19 protein-coding genes and 1 pseudogene are annotated in these 18,132 nt (G+C 60.2%); 3 read left to right on the top strand and 17 right to left on the bottom strand.

Annotated features, from left to right (window positions below):
* The first annotated feature begins 36 nt into the window (after positions 1-36).
* On the top strand, positions 37-1,191 hold the full coding sequence (locus tag Q7V03_RS13040) for a glycine cleavage T C-terminal barrel domain-containing protein (RefSeq protein ID WP_304926026.1): 1,155 nt from the start codon (positions 37-39) through the stop codon (positions 1,189-1,191).
* Between the two features lie 614 nt (positions 1,192-1,805).
* Here the strand turns inward: Q7V03_RS13040 and Q7V03_RS13045 are convergent.
* From Q7V03_RS13045 to mbfA, 8 genes are all read right to left on the bottom strand, one after another.
* Positions 1,806-2,723 carry an ornithine cyclodeaminase family protein gene (locus Q7V03_RS13045; RefSeq protein ID WP_304926027.1) on the bottom strand — a complete coding sequence of 306 codons (918 nt, stop codon included), beginning with the start codon at positions 2,721-2,723 and terminating at the stop codon, positions 1,806-1,808.
* Positions 2,720-3,346, bottom strand: a complete 627-nt coding sequence (locus Q7V03_RS13050) for an HAD family hydrolase (protein ID WP_370651123.1) — start codon at positions 3,344-3,346, stop codon at positions 2,720-2,722. Before Q7V03_RS13050 ends, Q7V03_RS13045 begins: the two co-directional genes overlap by 4 nt.
* The gene (locus tag Q7V03_RS13055) at positions 3,318-4,283 is read right to left on the bottom strand and encodes a DMT family transporter (protein WP_304926028.1); all 966 of its coding nucleotides are present in this window, start codon (positions 4,281-4,283) and stop codon (positions 3,318-3,320) included. Before Q7V03_RS13055 ends, Q7V03_RS13050 begins: the two co-directional genes overlap by 29 nt.
* A 48-nt stretch (positions 4,284-4,331) precedes the next feature.
* A complete protein-coding gene (locus Q7V03_RS13060) occupies positions 4,332-4,799 on the bottom strand; it encodes a YaiI/YqxD family protein (RefSeq protein WP_304926029.1) in 468 nt (155 codons plus the stop codon).
* Positions 4,796-5,275, bottom strand: a complete 480-nt coding sequence (locus Q7V03_RS13065; protein WP_304926030.1) for a CAP domain-containing protein — start codon at positions 5,273-5,275, stop codon at positions 4,796-4,798. The genes Q7V03_RS13060 and Q7V03_RS13065 overlap by 4 nt, the downstream gene beginning before the upstream one ends.
* Entirely contained in the window at positions 5,268-6,098 is an 831-nt protein-coding gene (fghA, locus tag Q7V03_RS13070) for an S-formylglutathione hydrolase (protein WP_304926031.1), read from the bottom strand. The genes Q7V03_RS13065 and fghA overlap by 8 nt, the downstream gene beginning before the upstream one ends.
* 38 nt (positions 6,099-6,136) lie before the next feature.
* On the bottom strand, positions 6,137-6,466 hold the full coding sequence (locus Q7V03_RS13075; protein ID WP_304926032.1) for a hypothetical protein: 330 nt from the start codon (positions 6,464-6,466) through the stop codon (positions 6,137-6,139).
* A gap of 129 nt (positions 6,467-6,595) precedes the next feature.
* Positions 6,596-7,573 carry an iron exporter MbfA gene (gene mbfA, locus Q7V03_RS13080; protein ID WP_304926033.1) on the bottom strand — a complete coding sequence of 326 codons (978 nt, stop codon included), beginning with the start codon at positions 7,571-7,573 and terminating at the stop codon, positions 6,596-6,598.
* A gap of 170 nt (positions 7,574-7,743) precedes the next feature.
* Between mbfA and Q7V03_RS13085 the strand changes: the two genes are divergently transcribed.
* Together Q7V03_RS13085 and Q7V03_RS13090 are read left to right on the top strand one after the other, a co-directional pair.
* On the top strand, positions 7,744-7,893 hold the full coding sequence (locus tag Q7V03_RS13085; RefSeq protein ID WP_304926034.1) for a hypothetical protein: 150 nt from the start codon (positions 7,744-7,746) through the stop codon (positions 7,891-7,893).
* Positions 7,894-7,948: 55 nt separating this feature from the next.
* Positions 7,949-8,572 (top strand): TetR/AcrR family transcriptional regulator, encoded by a 624-nt coding sequence (locus Q7V03_RS13090; protein WP_304926035.1) that lies wholly within the window; start codon positions 7,949-7,951, stop codon positions 8,570-8,572.
* Here the strand turns inward: Q7V03_RS13090 and Q7V03_RS13095 are convergent.
* From Q7V03_RS13095 to Q7V03_RS13135, 9 genes and pseudogenes are all read right to left on the bottom strand, one after another.
* The gene (locus Q7V03_RS13095) at positions 8,569-9,807 is read right to left on the bottom strand and encodes a folylpolyglutamate synthase/dihydrofolate synthase family protein (protein WP_304926044.1); all 1,239 of its coding nucleotides are present in this window, start codon (positions 9,805-9,807) and stop codon (positions 8,569-8,571) included. The genes Q7V03_RS13090 and Q7V03_RS13095 overlap by 4 nt on opposite strands.
* 23 nt (positions 9,808-9,830) lie before the next feature.
* Entirely contained in the window at positions 9,831-10,745 is a 915-nt protein-coding gene (gene accD / locus Q7V03_RS13100; RefSeq protein WP_304926036.1) for an acetyl-CoA carboxylase, carboxyltransferase subunit beta, read from the bottom strand.
* A 493-nt stretch (positions 10,746-11,238) separates the two neighbouring features.
* The gene (locus Q7V03_RS13105; protein ID WP_304926037.1) at positions 11,239-12,546 is read right to left on the bottom strand and encodes an AMP-binding protein; all 1,308 of its coding nucleotides are present in this window, start codon (positions 12,544-12,546) and stop codon (positions 11,239-11,241) included.
* Between the two features lie 162 nt (positions 12,547-12,708).
* Complete coding sequence (locus Q7V03_RS13110; RefSeq protein WP_304926038.1) at positions 12,709-13,737, bottom strand: LLM class flavin-dependent oxidoreductase; 1,029 nt, start codon at positions 13,735-13,737, stop codon at positions 12,709-12,711.
* A 117-nt stretch (positions 13,738-13,854) separates the two neighbouring features.
* Positions 13,855-15,294, bottom strand: coding sequence for a mannitol dehydrogenase family protein (locus tag Q7V03_RS13115; protein ID WP_370651124.1), 1,440 nt, complete (start codon positions 15,292-15,294; stop codon positions 13,855-13,857).
* Between the two features lie 2 nt (positions 15,295-15,296).
* Positions 15,297-16,067 carry an L-iditol 2-dehydrogenase gene (locus tag Q7V03_RS13120; protein WP_304926040.1) on the bottom strand — a complete coding sequence of 257 codons (771 nt, stop codon included), beginning with the start codon at positions 16,065-16,067 and terminating at the stop codon, positions 15,297-15,299.
* Positions 16,064-17,065: an ABC transporter ATP-binding protein gene (locus Q7V03_RS13125; RefSeq protein WP_304926041.1), complete on the bottom strand. Its 1,002-nt coding sequence runs from the start codon at positions 17,063-17,065 to the stop codon at positions 16,064-16,066. The genes Q7V03_RS13120 and Q7V03_RS13125 overlap by 4 nt, the downstream gene beginning before the upstream one ends.
* 7 nt (positions 17,066-17,072) lie before the next feature.
* Positions 17,073-17,903 carry a carbohydrate ABC transporter permease gene (locus tag Q7V03_RS13130; RefSeq protein ID WP_304926042.1) on the bottom strand — a complete coding sequence of 277 codons (831 nt, stop codon included), beginning with the start codon at positions 17,901-17,903 and terminating at the stop codon, positions 17,073-17,075.
* Between the two features lie 13 nt (positions 17,904-17,916).
* A pseudogene (locus Q7V03_RS13135) lies at positions 17,917-18,132 on the bottom strand (sugar ABC transporter permease); the annotation flags it as partial.

Genomic DNA, 18,132 nt, shown 5'->3' on the forward strand with positions numbered 1-18,132 from the left:
GGTCGCAGGACAGACCCGCCAGCAAGGGCAAGCAAGATGACAACGGCACAAAACTTTGGCTTTGGCACGCAGATCCGCAAATCTCCCTATTTCGATGCCACGGTGCGCTGGGGGGCGACCGGGTTTTCGGTTTACAACCACATGTATATTCCGCGTGATTTCGGGAACCCGGAACAGAATTTCTGGAACCTGATCAATGATGCGATCCTGTGTGATGTGGCGGTAGAGCGTCAGGTCGAGATCACTGGGCCGGATGCGGCGCGCTTTGTGCAGATGCTAACCCCCCGCGATCTGTCCAAGCTGGCAGTCGGGCAATGCAAATATGTGCTGATCACCAATGCCGAAGGCTGCATTCTGAACGACCCCATATTGCTGCGGCTGCAGGAGAACCATTTCTGGCTGTCACTGGCCGACAGCGATATTCTGCTGTGGGCGCAGGGGGTTGCGGTGCATTCCGGCCTTGATGTCACTATCCGCGAACCCGATGTGTCGCCCCTGCAACTGCAAGGCCCGAAGTCGGGCGAGGTGATGCGGGCGCTGTTTGGCGACAGTATCATGGATCTGAAATACTACTGGCTGCGCCGGGTCGAACTGGACGGCATCCCGCTGATCGTGTCGCGCACCGGCTGGTCCAGCGAACTGGGCTATGAGCTTTATCTGCAAGATTCCGCCCATGGCGATGCGCTGTGGGAAAAGATCATGGCCGTGGGCCAGCCTTTCGGGCTGAAGCCGGGCCACACCTCGTCGATCCGGCGGATCGAAGGCGGGATGCTGTCGTATCACGCCGATGCCGATATCAAAACCAACCCCTATGAGCTGGGTCTTGACCGGCTGGTCAATCTGGACAGCGGTGCTGATTTCATCGGCAAGGCCGCGCTGCAGCGGATCAAGGACACCGGCGTCAGCCGCGCTCAGGTGGGGCTGGTGATCGACGGCGCGCCGCTTGCCGGGCCGAATACCACCTTTTGGGCGATCACCAAAGATGGGGCGGCTGTTGGCAGGGTCACCTCTGCCATCCACTCGCCCCGGCTGAAACAAAACATCGCGCTGGCGATGGTGGCCGTGGATCATGTTGCGATCGGCACCAAGGTTGAGGTGGCCACCGGGCACGGCACACTGGGCGCCACCGTGGTAGAGCGTCCCTTCTACGACCCGAAAAAGACGCTGGCCGCGTCCCCAGCGCCGGTTTGAACAGGAACCAGTTGCCGCCCGCGCCGTTCGCGTAAGGCTCGTCTGCTTTGTCCAAAAGTCTAGGAAATACGCCGCTTTGTGTTCGCGGGACAGATAGTACAGGGGCGCGGCGGCGCGGCAGGCCGGGGGGCGCGGGTGCCGGGCAGGCCGGGCTTGGGCTACGCCCGGCACCGGGGGCTTGGGCGGCGTCCACGTCCAGACGCAGCCCACGCCCAAGCCGCCACGTCCAAGCGCCCGCCCAGCGCGGCCCACCCGGTCCGGGCCTGCGCTGCCGGGTATTCCCGAAGCCACGCCCGCTATTCCCGGCACCGGCCGCGCCTTGATCTGCATCACAAAAGCGTTACCGCATGATCCGCGCCAGACGGGCCGCGAACTACGCCCAGCGCCGCCGCATTAGGGCCAGCTTAGGGTTTAAAATGAGTAAATCCCATATAATTCAATGATATTAATCATATTTGGCGGATGCGGCATCCGCCGAAGCACGCCCGGCGCTTGAACAATCTGACGGCAAAGCACCCGGCGCGCGTGCCCAACCCGAACCCGACGACCATCAACAAGCAAGACCGTCGTTATGAACGAGGAACGAATGGGGGGCTGGTCAGAAGCGACGCGCTTTACCGGGCCCGCCACATCGCCAGTATGTAGGCCGAGGTCATCAGATCCAGATGCGCGCCACCGCCGTTTTTGGCGACCGTGATCTCTTCATCAGAGGTCCGCCGATAGGCTCCCTGCGCCATGTCATAGAAATCCGCCTTGATATCGGCTTCCGTGATCACGCCGCGCGCAATTGGGTCTTTCAACTCGCCAATGTGATGCACCGTGGTGGCGCGGCTGTCGACGAACAGCGATGCCCGCCGCATCACCTCGTCATCGGCCTCGCGCATCGCGGGCGTATAGGCCCCGATCAGGTCGATATGTTGACCCGGTTGCAGCCATGCGCCCTTCAACAGCGGCTCGCGGCTCATCGTCGCGGTGCAGATGACATCCGCCCCGCGCACCGCGGCCTCCAGATCCGTCACCGCCGTCACCCGTGGGTCTGCAGCAGCCATCGCCGCAGCCCCGGCAGGTGAGCGGTTCCAAATGCTGAATTTGGCATCCGGGAACAGCGCCGCATAGGCCTGAACCATCGAGCGCGCCACCGTCCCCGCGCCCACCAGCAAGATATTCCGGCTGTCTTTGCGCGCCAGTTTGCTGGCCGAAAGCAGGCTGTCGCCAGCGGTTTTCCATTTGGTCACCAGATGGAAATCCACCAAAGCCTCCAGCACACCGGTCTGATCGTTGAACAGATTGACCGCGCCGTGGATGCTGGGCAACCCGCGCGCGGCATTGCCCGGAACCACCGTGGCCACCTTGACCAAGCTGCCTAAGCCATCAATCCACGCTGCGCGGTCCAGCAAGGTATCGGCGCCGCGATACAAAAACAGATCGTTGATCTCGGCGCGCGGCAGCCGATGCCCAGCCTCAAACGCCTCACACAGCCCGTGCCACGACAGCAGCGCTTCGGCCTCCGGCCCGACGATTTCAATGCTCATAACCCTGCCTCTTGCTTATTTAACAGACCCTCGGCGACCAAGCGTTGCGCCCAGCCCTGCCAGCTTTCAAACTGATGCGTGCGCCAGCCCCTGCGGGCCGCCGCCGTGATATTCTCGGCCTTATCGTCGGTGAACAACAGCCGGTCGGGTGCGATGCCGCAATCGTTCTCAACCATCTGATAAATCAACGGATCAGGCTTGATCACCCCCATCACGCCCGAGACATATCTGCGATCGAAATCAGCCAAGAAATCCAGCTTCGGCAGGGCTTCCTCAAACGAATACCGTCCGAAGTTGGTCAACGCGAACACCGGAACCCCTTTGGCCCGCAACGCCCGCTGTAAGGCAATGCTGCCCTCAATCCGGGGGCTCGCCAGCTCGATCCAGCGGTCATACCACAGCCGGATTTCCGCGCCCCATTCCGGGTGCTGCGCGGCCCAATCATAGATCGTCTCGCGAAACAACGCGCCCTCGTCCACCCGATCATTCATGCCGTGCAGATCAACCGCGTCAAACAAAGCCCGTCTGCGCGTCTCGCCAATCACCCGGTCGTAGAACGCCTCTGGCTGCCAGCGCGTCAGCACATTGCCAATGTCAAATATCACCGCTAGGGGCTGCAACATCCAAATCCTTCTTCTTGCGCACCGTCTCGCGCCACAGGGTATAAAGCCCAGCGCCGCAGATCAACGCAATCCCCGCCCAAGCGGTATGGTCCGGGAAGGTGCCAAACACCACAGCCCCCCAGAAAATTGCCATCGGCATGCCGATGTATTCAAACGGCGCAATCAGTGCTGCCTCTGTGGTGCGATAGGCCTGCGACATCATCAAGCCGCCGACGCCCACCGCCACCCCGGTCGCGATAAACGCCCACCAATCGCCCACAGGCGGCGTATGCCAAGGCCGGAACAAAAACTCCCATGTGCTGCCCGGCGCTTGTCCGAGATGCCCATCGCCCGCCACCAGCCCAAAGCACAGGCTGACCACAATGAAGCCCACCTGCACGAAGAAATTCAACGTCATAGCACTTTCGGTCAACCGCATCCGCCGCGTCATCATATGGCTAGAGGCATAGCAAAACGCCGAAATCAGCACCAAAATTGCCGCCGGCTGAATAACCCCAGCCCCCGGCCTAGTCATCACCACCACACCAAGCATGCCCACGCCGACCGCCGCCCAGCGCCTTGGCCCAACCTGTTCGCGCAAGATCACCGCCGACATCAGCGTCACGAACAACGGTGCCACGAATGACGTCGCCACCGCATCCGCCAGCGGCATCAGCGACAGCCCAACGAAATAGGTGATGTTCGAACACATCACGATGCACACCCGGAACAAATGATCCAGCGGCCGCTTGGTCAGCAACTGCCGAAACCCCGAGCGCGAGGCCCAAATCACCGCCAGCACAATCGCCATACCAACAAATGCCCGCAGCAAAATCACCTGATGCAGCGCATAAGTTGCCGACAAAGCCTTGATCGCAAGGTCATTGACCGAAAGCACCACCGCGCCGCCCAATGCAAACAGAATACCAGTGGCTGGGTTTTTGGAATTGTCTGACATAAGCCAAATCACCGCGTCCGGTGCTGCAAATCTAGCCCAGAGGCGACATCACAGCTTCGCTTGCCGCACAACCCGCTCTAAAACTTCCAGAAACCGCGACCGATCTGCCTTTGAGAATGGCCGTCCGCCACCTTGGCGAAACGGATCCGCGCTGCGCAAATCCTGCATCAGATCCCGGGTCGCCAGCACATTGCCGATATTGGCCCCGTTCAATTCTTCGCCATTGTGCTTGACCACCTTGGCCCCGGCGGCCACGCATTTCGCCGCCAACGGAATATCCCCGGTCACCACCACATCGCCCGGCCCGCAGGCCTCGGCGATCCACTTATCTGCCTCATCCGGCCCCGCCGCCACAAACACGCTTTCCACCAGCGGGTTCGCCGAAGGCCTGATGCCGCCATTTGACACCAGTATCATCCGCATGCCATGCCGCGTCGCCACCCGCTCCGCCTCGGCCTTCACCGGGCAGGCATCGGCGTCGATAAAAATACGGCCACCACCATTCAAGTCACTCATGGGCGCGCAAAAACCTCGACCCAGTAGTATTTCATCGCGTATTTTTGCCCCTTCAGCGGCGCATCGTCGGGCTGATACACCACCGCGATCCCGGTTTCGCTTAAAGCACAATCGAGGATATTCTTGCGATGCCCCGCACTGTCCATCCAGTCCTGCATGATCCCCACAGCCGCGCTTTGCCCCGCGCCGATATTCTCGGCGACCTTGCTAAACCGGTAACCCTGCGCCTTGATCCGACTGGAAAACTTCGCGCCATTCTTGCTGGCATGGCCGAAAAAATTCTGCTCTGCCATAGCCTTGGCGTGGCCCTTCGCCGCAGCCACCAGCTTGGCATTGACCGTCAGCGCAGAACAGCCCGCCCCAGCACGCGCCTTGTTCACCGCTGCCAAGACCTGATCTTCCGCAGCACCCGCCCAAACTGGCTGCGTCAACACAGCCAGTAAAACCGCCGCTTTCAACATTCCAAGTTTAAGCATTCAGTGCCCCCGCATGAAACGCCACATGTTCCTCCATGAAGGTGCTTACGAAGAAATAGCTGTGGTCGTAGCCCTTCTGCATCCGAAAACTGCCGCCCTGCCGCCGCTCAACCATAGCCCCGGACAAAGCTTCCGGCTTCAGAAGATCCAGAAACTGGTCGCTGGTGCCTTGGTCTATCAGCATGGGCCCGTCAAAGCCGCGCTTTTTCATCAACAATGTGGTGTCATGCGCGGCCCAAGTCGCCTCATCCGGCCCCAGATAGGCGCTGAACTGCTTGCGGCCCCAGTCGCTTTGCGTCGGGTTGCAGATCGGCGCAAACGCCGACACCGACCGGAACCGCCCCGGAAAGCTCATCGCAATCGTCAAAGCGCCATGGCCGCCCATCGAATGCCCGGTGATCGACTGTGCGGCCTCGGCAATCGGAAACGCCTTGAACAATTCGCGCGGCAGTTCTTCCGTCACATAATCCCACATGCGGAAATTCTTGTCCCACGGGCTTTGCGTCGCGTTCACATAGAACCCCGCACCCTGCCCCAGATCGTAAGCCGCATCATTCGGCACATCTTCGCCGCGCGGGCTGGTATCCGGGAACACCAAAGCAATGCCCACCTCGGCCGCCCAACGCTGCGCCCCGGCCTTCACCATCGCGTTTTCATGCGTGCAGCTTAGCCCCGACAGATACCACAGCACCGGCACCAGCCCTTCTTCGGCCTCAACCGGCAGGAACAGCCCGAAGGTCATCTCGGTGCCCGTCACCGCAGACGCATGGCTGTAAACCCCCTGCACGCCGCCAAACGCCCGGTTTTCAGAAATGGTTTTCATAATGCCCCCTTGAGCCCAGTTCGTATTTCAACCCGTTCTTATTTCAACCAGTCACAAATGCAATCACCGCCGTCACGGTCGGCACGGAAGCGGCGGTCGAGATCAGGTAGCGGTCGAGACCCGATGCGGGCCACCCCGGTGACAATGCCCCAAACCAAAGCCGAGCCCAGAAAATACGCCCAACAGAACACATCGCCTACGTCCCGATTTGCGGCAAAGCCAAACAGCATCGCCGACAGCGCGCAGTAAAACACGAATTCCGTCAGATAAGCCGTCGCTTCAATGTTGAAAAACCACAGCCGCCCCGCGCCACAGCCAAGACCCATCACCGCAAAAAACGGCGCAGTTTTCAGCAAAATCGCCAGCATGCAAGCCGAGCTTCACGTCGCCCCGCTAGACACAAGCCTTCGCGGGCATCTACGAACAAACTGTTAACGTGAAAACCCAAGCCATTGATTTAGAAGCGTTCCCTTTCAGTCCCACAGCCGGACCACCCCTCAGCCACCGCCAATCAACACCCCTGCTGCGAACACCAAAGCCCCGCCCAGCACCACCTGAAATGCGGCCCTTAGGAACGGCGTCTCCATAAACTTGTTCTGAATCCAAGCAATCGCCCACAATTCCACAAACACCACCACCATCGCAATCGAGGTCGCAGTCCAGAAATCCGGGATCAGATAGGGCAGCGCGTGCCCAAGCCCGCCCAAAGCCGTCATCACCCCCGAGGCCAAACCCCGCTTGTAAGGCGAGCCCCGCCCCGACAGCACCCCATCATCATGCGCGGCCTCGGTGAACCCCATCGAGATCCCCGCCCCCACACTCGCCGCCAATCCGACCAGAAACGTCGTCCAGGTATTCTGCGTCGCAAACGCCGTCGCAAAGATCGGCGCGAGGGTCGAGACCGAGCCATCCATCAGCCCCGCCAGCCCCGGCTGCACCCAAGTCAGAATAAACTGCCGCCGCGCCACCTTATCCTCGCCGTCGCGGACCTCTGGGCCCAGCAGATCGGCCTCTAGCACCTTGGCGCGTTGCAAATGCCCAGCCTCGGCTGCCGCCAGATCGCCCAACAACTTCCGCGTCGCCGCATCCGTGGTCCGCGCCGTCGCCCGCAGGTAGAACTCTGCAGCATCATGCTCCATCACGCGGGCCTCGTCACGGATGCGTTCCAGCCCAAGATTTTCGGTCAACCATATCGGCCGGCGCGCATAAAAACCCGCCACATGCTCGCGCCGCAGCAGCGGAATGACGGTGCCAAAGCGGCTGACATGCAGATCAATCAGCCGTTGGCGGTGCCCGTCCTCCTCAACAGCCATCGCATCAAACACCGCCGCCGAAGCCGGATATTCCGCCCGCAAGCCCTGAGCATAGGTCCGGTAAATCCGCGAGTCATCCTCCTCGGACGAAATCGCCAGCGCCAACACCTCTTGTTCGGTCAGATCCGCAAACCGCCTTCGGTTGGAAATATTGAAACCCATGTCAGCCTCGTTTCGATCATGTTTGGAATGATTCTAAATAGTCCAGCCGCGTAGAGATTGCCAAGCCCAAATCGCAATTTGAACCGTTAAGTTCAGATTTCACTTGCTAAACTGAACTAACCAGTTCATTTTCTATTTTGAACCGCTGAGTTCAGATAAAGGGCCCCGTTATGAAATCCTTCGCCACCGCTGTCTTGCTTACCCTCGCCGCCGCCACCCAAGCCTCGGCCTTCTCGATGAGCATCAATCTGCCCGACCTGACCTTCCCGCCGACCACCACCACCGTCTTGGCGCAAAATGCTGCCCAGCCCGGCAAGTGACCAACCGCTTGCCCGTCCCCCCGCCGCCGCTATAGACTGTGGTATGGGGGACAGCATGGGTGCCAAGCCACAACTGATCGTTAAGGGTCGCAAGTTCGATCAGGTGCTGGAGGGCGCGCGTATTGTGTTCATGCGCGACGGCTTTGAACGCGCCTCGGTCGATGACATCGCGCGCGAGGCAGGGGTGTCGAAAGCCACGCTCTACGCCTATTTCCCTGACAAACGCCTGCTTTTCTTGGAAATTGCCAGCACGGAATGTCGCCGCCAAGCCGACGATGCCGAATCCCACATCAACCCGAACGCGCCCATCGCCGATGTGCTGCGTTTGGCCGCGCAAAAGATCACGACGTTCATGCTGTCTGATTTTGGCCAGCGCATCTACCGCATCGCCGTGGCAGAATCAGAGAATTTCCCCGCCGTGGCGCATCAATTCTACCACTCCGGCCCGAAACTGGTGCAAGACCGCATCGCAGAAATGCTGCGCTGCGCCACCGAGCGCGGCGAGTTGATCATCGAAGACATCCCCTTCGCCGCCGCGCAATTCGCGCAACTGTGTAAAGTAGATATCCAAGATCGGATGATTTTCACGCCAATGCCCTGCTGCACCGCAGCCGACGCCACCCGCGTGATCGAGGGCGCTGTTTCGATGTTCATGGCGCGCTACGGCGCAAAACCTTAGCCGTTTTCGCGCAAAACCCCACCCGCCAGATACAGCGAGCCGCAGATCAGCACCCGCGCACCCGGTGACCCTGCGACAATCGCCACCAAGGCCTCGGCGACAGACCCCGCCACCACGGCATCCATCCCGACACTCAAAGCCGCATCCCGCGTCACTTCGGCAGGCAAAGTGTTCTTCTCACCGGGGATAGACACCGCGTGCAGCCGCGTCACATGCGGCGCCAGCGGTTCCATATAGCCGCGCACATCCTTGGTGTTCAGCATGCCGCAGATCAGATGCGTCTCACGCACGGGCATCCGCGCCAACGTTGCCGCCACCGCAGCACCCCCCGCCGGATTATGTCCACCATCCAGCCACAATTCGACACCCGGCGCGCTTTCCACCAAAGGCCCCACCCGCAAGCGCTGCATCCGTGCGGGCCAATAGGCCTTGGTCACCGCCGCCTCACAGGCAGCCTGATCTTTCCCCAAAGCCCGCAACGCCGCAATCGCAGCCCCGGCATTCTGGATCTGAAACGGCCCCGGCAGGTTCGGCAAAGGCAGGTCCAGCAGCCCGTTTTCATCCTGATAAACCAGCCGCCCGCGTTCTTCCCAAGCACTCCACTGCTGACCAAACGCCAGCACCGGGCAGCCCAACCGCGCCGCGCGGGCCTCAATCACCGCCATGCCAGAGTCCTCTTGCGGCCCAATCACACAAAGCACGCCGCGCTTCAAAATCCCGGCCTTTTCGGCCGCGATCTCGGCCAAAGTCTCACCCAGATATTGCTGATGGTCGATCGACACCGGGGTAATCACCGTCAAAATCGGTTTTGCCACCACATTCGTTGCGTCCAGACGCCCGCCTAAGCCGACCTCCAGCAAGGTGTAATCCGCCTTAACCCGGCTGAACGCCAGAAATGCCGCACAAGTTGTGATCTCAAAGAACGTGATCTCATCCGGCCCGTTGGCCACCACACATTCGTCCAGCAACGCCGTCAAAGCATCCTCAGAAATCAACTCACCCGCCAACCTGATCCGCTCATGAAACCGCGCCAGATGCGGCGAGGTATAGGCATGCACCAGCGATCCGCCCGCCTCCAGCCCGGCGCGGATCATCGCTTGCGTGCTGCCCTTGCCGTTGGTCCCGGCGATATGAATCACCGGAGGCACCGACCGCTCGGGGTTACCCAATGCGGCCAGCAACCGCTCCACCCGGTCCATCACAAGGTCGATCACCTTGGGATGCAGCGTCATCATCCGTTCCAGAACTGCGTCAGAATTCACGATTTGACCTCAGCCGCCTCAAGAATATCGCCCGGTGGCGGCAAATCTCCCTTCACCGCAGGGGATTGGTTCATCAACATCCGCAAGATCGTCACCAATTCCTCACGCATAGCCTTCCTGTGCGTCACCCGGTCTAACATACCGTGATCCAACAGATATTCGGCGCGCTGGAAGCCCTCTGGCAGTTTTTCACGGATGGTTTGCTCGATCACACGCGGTCCTGCAAAACAGATCAGCGCATTGGGTTCGGCAATCTGCACATCGCCCAGCATCGCATAAGACGCCGTGACGCCGCCTGTCGTCGGATGCGTCAAAACCACGACATAGGGCAGCCCGGCCTCTTTCAGCATCTGCACCGCCACCGTGGTGCGCGGCATCTGCATCAAGGACAAGATCCCCTCCTGCATCCGCGCGCCGCCCGCCGCCGAAAACAGAACCAGCGGACGTTTCGTCGCCACCGCCCGCTGCGCAGCCGCAATGATGGCATTGCCAACATACATGCCCATGGAGCCTGCCATGAAACTAAAATCCTGCGCCACTGCGATGATCGGCGTGCGGCCAACTTCGCCCTCGGCCACCAGCATCGCCTCGCGCTCGCCGGTCACTTTCTGCGCCGCTTTCAGTCGGTCCGGGTATTTCTTCTGATCGCGGAAATGCAGCGGATCAACCAGCGGCTCCGGCACTTTCACTTCGACAAACACGCCGACGTCAAACAGCCCGATAAACCGATCGCGCGGCGAAATCGCCATATGGTGATCGCACGAGGTGCAGACGTTCAGATTCGCCGCCAGTTCGCGGTGAAACAGCATCGTCCCGCATTCCGGGCATTTCGTCCAAAGATTCTCTGGCACCTCGCGGCGCGAAAACAGCGAGTTGATCTTCGGGCGGACGTAGTTAGAAATCCAGTTCATCGCCTGTCCTGCGGTAGCATCGGTCTATCGTCAAATAGTCCGAGGGGGGCGGAAATGCAATCACTGCCACGCCCCGTTGGCATGGCCTTACTGCCGCAACCTGACACTCATCCGCCTTACCGTTTCATCTTGGCGCAAATACTGCGGCCCGGCGCGCTCCCTCGCCGCAACCCGCGAACCCCGCCGTTGTCGCAGCGTAGAGTGGGTGCAACCCACCGCTCGCATCCGCCCCACTCATACCATATCCAGCCAAACCTGCCCATCACGGTAGCCGCCCGCAATCACATGCCCCGGCATGCTCACCTCTGGAGGCGTATCGGCACCATCATAACATACCCCCACCAACCATTTGAACACAGGTCACGGGTGGAGGATCATCCCGCCAATCCTCAGTAAACTGCCAAATCCTTAAAGATTCCTTAAATTCATCACCCTAAACTATTGATCTTAAACAACTAAAAAAGGTCCCGAGTTGGGACCCTTCGCAAAAACCTCAAATCTTCGGCCGAAGATCGACGATCCGCACCGCCTTGCCCTCGCTGCGCGGCGCAGACCCCGGCTGGCCTGCGAAAACTTCTACATTGATCCCCCACATCTGCCGGATCCGTTTGTGCAACCCCGCCCCCAGCCGCGCCAATTCCGTCGCATCCGCTGCCGCCACGGCCTCTACCAGCACCCGCATCGAATCCAGCCGACCATCCCGGCGCAGCTCAATCTGAAAATGCGGTGCAAGGCCGGGATACGCCACCACCTGCTCCTCAATCTGGGAAGGGAACACATTCACCCCGCGCAGAATCATCATATCATCGCTGCGCCCCCGCATCCGCTCCAACCGCCGCATCGACCGCGCCGTGCCGGGCAGAATCCGCGTCAAATCCCGCGTCCGATACCGCACAACTGGCATCGCCTCTTTGGTCAGCGAGGTCAAAACCAACTCGCCATATTCCCCGTCCGCCAGCAAGGCGCCGGTGTCGGGGTCAATAATCTCGGCAAGGAAATGATCTTCCCACAGCGTCAAGCCATCCTTGGTTTCCACACATTCCGCCGCCACGCCCGGCCCGATCACCTCGGACAGCCCGTAGTTGTCCAGCGCGTGCATATCAAACGCGGTCTCAATTTCGGCCCGCATCGCGTTGGTCCAAGGTTCGCCGCCGAATATCCCCACCCGCAGCGGGCTTTTGCGCGGATCGCGGCCTTGCGCGCGGTATTCATCTAGGATCGACAGCATATACGACGGAGTCGAGCAGATGGTGGTGGCGCCGAAATCCTCAATCAAGTTCACCTGCCGATGCGTCATGCCGCCCGACACCGGCACCACCGTGCAGCCCATTTTTTCGGCGCCGTAGTGAAAGCCCAAGCCACCAGTGAACAGCCCGTAGCCGAAAGAAATATGCACCACTTCACCGGGCCGTGTGCCGCAAGCCCGCATGGTGCGGACCATCAGATGCGCCCAAGTGTCGATATCTTTTGCGGTATAGCCCACCACGGTCGGCTTACCTGTGGTGCCGGAGGACGCATGCAGCCGCACAACCTTTTCGCGCGGCACGGCGAACAGGCCGAAGGGATAATTAGCGCGCAGATCGGCTTTGGTGGTGAAGGGAAAGCGCGAAATATCGCTTAAGCTGCGCAGATCATCGGGATGTACACCTGCGGCTTTGAAGGCGGCTTTGATATGCGGGACGTTGTGATAGGCATGGCCCAGCGACCATTTCAGACGGCAAAGTTGCAGCGCCTCAATCTCATCGCGTGAGGCGATCTCAATGGGTTCAAGGGTCAGCCGGTCCGGCGATATATCGAGCATGCGGTCTCCTCGCCAAAGCGGCGACAAAGCTTAGAGTTGTGCAATGTTGCGCGCAAATCTTGGCATTCTCATGGCGAGATCGGAATCGCGGCGCGGATACATAGACAAAAGCTGCGGCGGGTCGTCCCGTCGCAGCTTTTGCTGAACTTTCCCCGTTTGCGGCTAGGCCGCCAACAGATCATGCACCATCGGAATCACCTTCTCGCCATAAAGCTGGATGCAGTTGATCAACTGATCATGCGGCTGCGGCCCGGTCGCGTATTTCATGTCAAATCGCTGGATCTTCAGATCGCGGATCGTCGCCGCAATCTTCTTGGCCACAGTTTCCGGCGCGCCGACGTACAGCGAGCCGTGGTGAACCTCGTCCAAGAACCGCTCTTTGGTTGTCGGCGGCCAGCCACGTTCACGGCCCAAACGGCCAAACATGGTCTGGTAATGCGGCCAAAGCGCCTCTTGCGCGGCCTCATCAGTTTCGGCCACAAACCCCGGCGAATGAATGCCGATCGGGCGCACGGTTTTGTCCAACTGATCCACCGCGCGGTGATAGAGGTCAATATAGGGCAGGAAACGCCGCGGATCGCCACCGATGATCGCCAGCATCAGCTGCAAATCCTGCCGCACTACCCGCACCACCGATTCCGGAGAACCACCAACGCCGACCCAGGTGGTCAGTTGCTTCGGCCCAACCGGAGGATAGACGGTCTGATTTTTCAAAGCCGTGCGGGTTTCACCCGACCATGTGAGCGTAGGTTCGCGCACCAGCTTGGCAAAAATATCCAGCTTTTCCTCAAACAGCAGCTCATAATCATCCATCGCATAGCCAAACAATGGATAGCTTTCGGTAAAACTGCCCCGGCCCAAGATAACCTCAGCCCGGCCATTCGAGATCGCATTCAACGTCGAAAAGCGCTGAAACACCCGGATCGGGTCATCCGACGACAATACCGTCACCGCCGTACCCAGATGAATTTTGCTGGTGCGCCCGGCAATCGCCGCCAAGATCACCTCGGGCGAAGAAATCGCGAAATCCGGGCGGTGATGTTCGCCCAAGCCGATAAAATGCACGCCCGCCTGATCGGCAACCACGGCTTCTTCGACCACATCGCGGATCACCTGATCCATCGGTTTTTGCGCACCTGAGGCGTCGACGGTCACATCGCCAAAGGTATCAAGGCCCAATTCAAACGTCATAACTGTCTCCAAGGGCGGTGCGGGACAATCCAGCACGCCCACCTGTTGAGGCAGAGATAAGCGCAGCCGCGCGTGTGAGGAAGTCTGCGCGGCTGCACATCGGCTGTTCGGTAAGGATCAGCCGATGTAAGCGCGCAACGCCGCTTCCGTGCCTTCGTCGCGCACGCGAGCAAGTTGGGTGGCAAAGGCCGCTTGGAAGGTCGGGTTGTCAGCCAGATCGCCATAGATCATGCGCTGGTCCAGCCAAGCCTGCGGGTTGGTTTGCGCGGCGTTGGCGGTAACTTGCAGCGCTTCCCAGTTCGGATCGTTCGGCGGGATATAGGTGCCCTTGTCCGAGGTGCCGGTGCAATAGCGGCACCACAAAGCGCTGACGAGGGCCAAGCCATCACAGGATTGCCCCGCAGCCAATCGGTCGCGTAAAGGTGGCACGATGAACTTCGGCTGGCGGTTGGACCCATCAAGGCACAAACGGCGCTCGGTGTCAGCGACCTCTGGGTTGGAGAACCGCTCAACGATTTTGGCGTAGTAATCTACCAGATTGGTATCGGGCACCGGGGCGACGGTTGGGATGATCTCGGTGGTTTCCAGTTTGTTCAGGAAGCCCAGGATCAGCGGATGCGCCATCGCTTCGTGCACAAATTCGATGTCCAGCAGGCCGCCGGGATAGGCAATGGTGGCGTGGCCGCCGTTCAGGATGCGGATTTTCATCGCCTCATAGGCGTGCACATCACCGGACAACGTGACGCCAACCCTTTCCAGTGGCGGGCGACCTGCGGGGAAATTATCCTCCAGCACCCATTGGCGAAAGGGTTCGCAGGTGACGGGAACCGGATCATCGCCAAGGCCAAACGCGGCGGCCATCGCGCGCTCACGCGGTCCGGTGGCGGGGGTGATGCGGTCGACCATGCCATTCGGGAAGGCGACATTGGCCTTGATCCAATCGGCCAAAGCCGGGTCGGACAGACGCGCAAGGCCTGCGACAGCGGCCTCAGTCACATGACCATTGCCGGGCAGGTTATCGCAGGACATCACGGTGAAGGGCGCAATACCCGCGGCGCGGCGGGCTTTCAGCGCGGCAATGATCGCACCGAAAGCAGTGCGGTGCGGGTTGGCAGCATCGGCGGCAATTTCCGGCGCTTTTGGGTCAAATTCACCCGTCGCAGGGTCAATGAAATAGCCGCCTTCGGTCACGGTCAGGCTGACAATACGGATTTCAGGTTTCGCCATCGCGGCAATCAAGGCGGCGTTGTCGGGTTGCACCTCGATAAAGCCGATCATCGCACCAATCCGACGGGCGGATTGGCCTTTCGGGTCCAACTCGATGATCGACGACAGGCAATCTTGCGCCAACATCGCATCGCGCATCCGCGCATCGCCCTCGCGCACGCCCGCGCCAAGGATCGCCCAATCGTGCGCCAGACCCAGCGCAAACAGATCGTCCAGATAGACCGCCATGTGCGCGCGGTGGAAGTTGCCCAGACCGATATGCACGATACCGGGGGTCAGCTTGCTGCGGTCATAGGCAGGCAGTTTCGCGGTTTGTGAAGATACGTTCATAGTCATGCCATCCAGTTGCCGCCGTCAACGCCGAAGCATTGCGCGACGATGTATTCGGACTCGGGCGTGGCGAGGAAAATTGCCATTCCGGTCAGATCGGCGGCGGTGCCCATCCGCCCGAAAGGCACAGCCGCACCCACTTCGCGCTTTTTCTGACCCGGCTGTTTGTTTTCATATTTGGCGAAGAACGCATCAACGCCATCCCAATGCTCACCATCCACCACACCGGGGGCAATCGCATTGACGTTGATCTTATGCTCGATCAACCCCAGCCCCGCGCTTTGCGTCAGGCTGATCACGGCGGCTTTGGTGGCACAATAGACCGCCACCAAACCCTCACCGCGACGCCCCGCCTGAGACGCCATGTTGATGATTTTACCGCCTTTTCCGCGCGTAATCATGTATTTCGCGGCGGCCTGCATACAGAACAAAGTGCCCGAGACATTGACAGCGAACAAACGGTCATAATCGGCACGACTGATCTCGGCAATCGGTGAAGCTGTAAACAAGGCCGCGTTGTTCACTAGAATATCCAACGACCCCATCTGCGCGATAACACTTGCGAATCCCGCATCAATCGAGGTTTGCGAGGTCACGTCCATCTGCACGCCAATCGCCTTCGGCCCCAACGCGGCGGCCGCTTTCGCAACTGCCTCGGCATTGATATCAGCCAAGGCAACCGTGGCACCCTCGGCGATATAGGCGCGGGCGAACTCCAGCCCGATGCCCCGGGCGGAACCGGTGATAAGAGCGGTCTTGCCAGCCAGCCTCATGCCAGGTTCTTTCCATCTGCGCCGAAACGATGCACTTTTGCGTCTTGTGGCGTAAGATAAACCGTATCGCCGTGGCGCAGGTTGACATCGCCGCCGGCCCGCACAGTCATCGAGCCATGGCCTTCGACATTGACATGCAGAAAGGTGTCAGACCCCAACAGCTCAGCGACCGAAACAACACCCTTCCATTTGCCCGCCGTCGTTGAGATATCGACATGCTCGGGCCGCACCCCAATCGTCGTGGCCCCCATTGCCTGCGCATCAGCCCCGGTCAAAAGGTTCATCCGGGGCGAGCCGATAAAGCCCGCGACAAACACATTGGCCGGGTGATTGTACAGATCCAAAGGCGAGCCGACCTGCTCGATATTGCCCGCTTGAAGCACCACGATCTTGTCGGCCATGGTCATGGCTTCGACCTGATCATGCGTCACATAGATCATCGTGGTTTTCAGCGTGTGGTGCAGTTCGGTGATCTCAAGCCGCATATTGCCGCGCAATGCCGCGTCAAGATTCGACAACGGCTCGTCAAACAGGAATGCCGCAGGTTCGCGCACAATCGCGCGGCCAATCGCCACCCGCTGGCGCTGACCGCCCGAAAGCTGACCCGGTTTACGCTCCATATAGCTGGTCAGGTTCAGCACTTTGGCGGCGGCGTCGGCCTTCTTGGTGGCCGCCGCAATATCCATCCCGGCCATTTTCAACGGGAACATGATATTTTTGCGCACCGTCATATGCGGATACAAAGCGTAAGACTGGAACACCATCGCCAAGCCACGCTTTGCGGGCGGCAGCGCCGTGGCATCTTTGCCGTCAATCTCAATAGTGCCAGACGTGGTATCCTCGAGCCCGGCGATCAAGCGCAGCAGGGTAGATTTGCCGCAGCCGGAGGGACCCACGAACACCACAAACTCGCCATTCTCAATCGTCAGATCGACGGAAGGAATGACCTGCACGTCGCCAAAGGACTTGCGCACCGATTTTAGAACGATCTTACCCATGATTTCCTCACTTCACCGCGCCGAAGGTCAGGCCGCGGACCAGTTGTTTCTGGCTGAACCAGCCAAGGATCAGGATCGGCATGATGGCCATGGCCGAGGCCGCCGAGAGTTTCGCGTAGAACAGGCCCTGCGGCGCCGAGAAGCTGGCGATGAAAGCCGACAGGGGGGCTGCCTTGGTCGTGGTCAGGACGATGGTCCAGAACGCCTCGTTCCAGGCGAGGATGATGTTCAGCAGCATCGTGGAGGCGATGCCGGGCAGCGCCATCGGCGTCAGGACATAGGCGATCTCGCTCCACATCCCGGCCCCGTCCATCCGCGCCGCTTCCAGGATCTCGCCGGGGATTTCCTTGAAGTAGGTGTAGAGCATCCAGATGATGATCGGCAGGTTCATCAGCATCAGCGCAAGGATCAGGCCGATCTTGGTGTCAAAGAGGCCAAGCTGCTGAAAGAGCAGGTAGATCGGGATCATCACCGCGACGGCGGGCATCATCTTGGTCGACAGCATCCACATCAGAAGATCCTTGGTCCGCTTGCCAGGCACGAAGGCCATCGCCCAGGCCGAGGGGATCGCGATGGCGAGGCCGAGCAGGGTGGAGCCGACCGAGATCACGACCGAGTTCCAGAAGAAGCGCGGATAGTCGGAACGCGACCAGACCTCGACGTAGTTTTCCAGCGTCCATGACGCACCGAGAAGCTCGGGCGGCGAGGCGACGGCGGAGGCTTCGGTCTTGAAGCTGGTCAGGATCATCCACAGGACGGGGAAGAAGATGAGGAGTGCCACGAACCATGCGGCGAGCGTGGTGAGCAATTTGCGGCGGGGGGATGCGGCGCGAGCCATTCTGGTGCCTCCTTCAGGCGTCGAGGTTCTTGCCGATGCTGCGCATCAGAAAGTAGGCAACGATGTTGGCAAGGATCACGGCGATGATCCCCCCGGCGGCGGCGCGGCCGATGTCTTTTGCGACGATGGCCTGTTTGAAGATCATGTAAGGCAGGGTGGTGGAGGCCGAGCCGGGGCCGCCTTGGGTGGTGGTGTAGATCTCGCCGAAGATGCCCAGAAGGAAGATCGT

This window comes from Cypionkella sp., assembly GCF_030652235.1.
Lineage (GTDB): Bacteria > Pseudomonadota > Alphaproteobacteria > Rhodobacterales > Rhodobacteraceae > Cypionkella.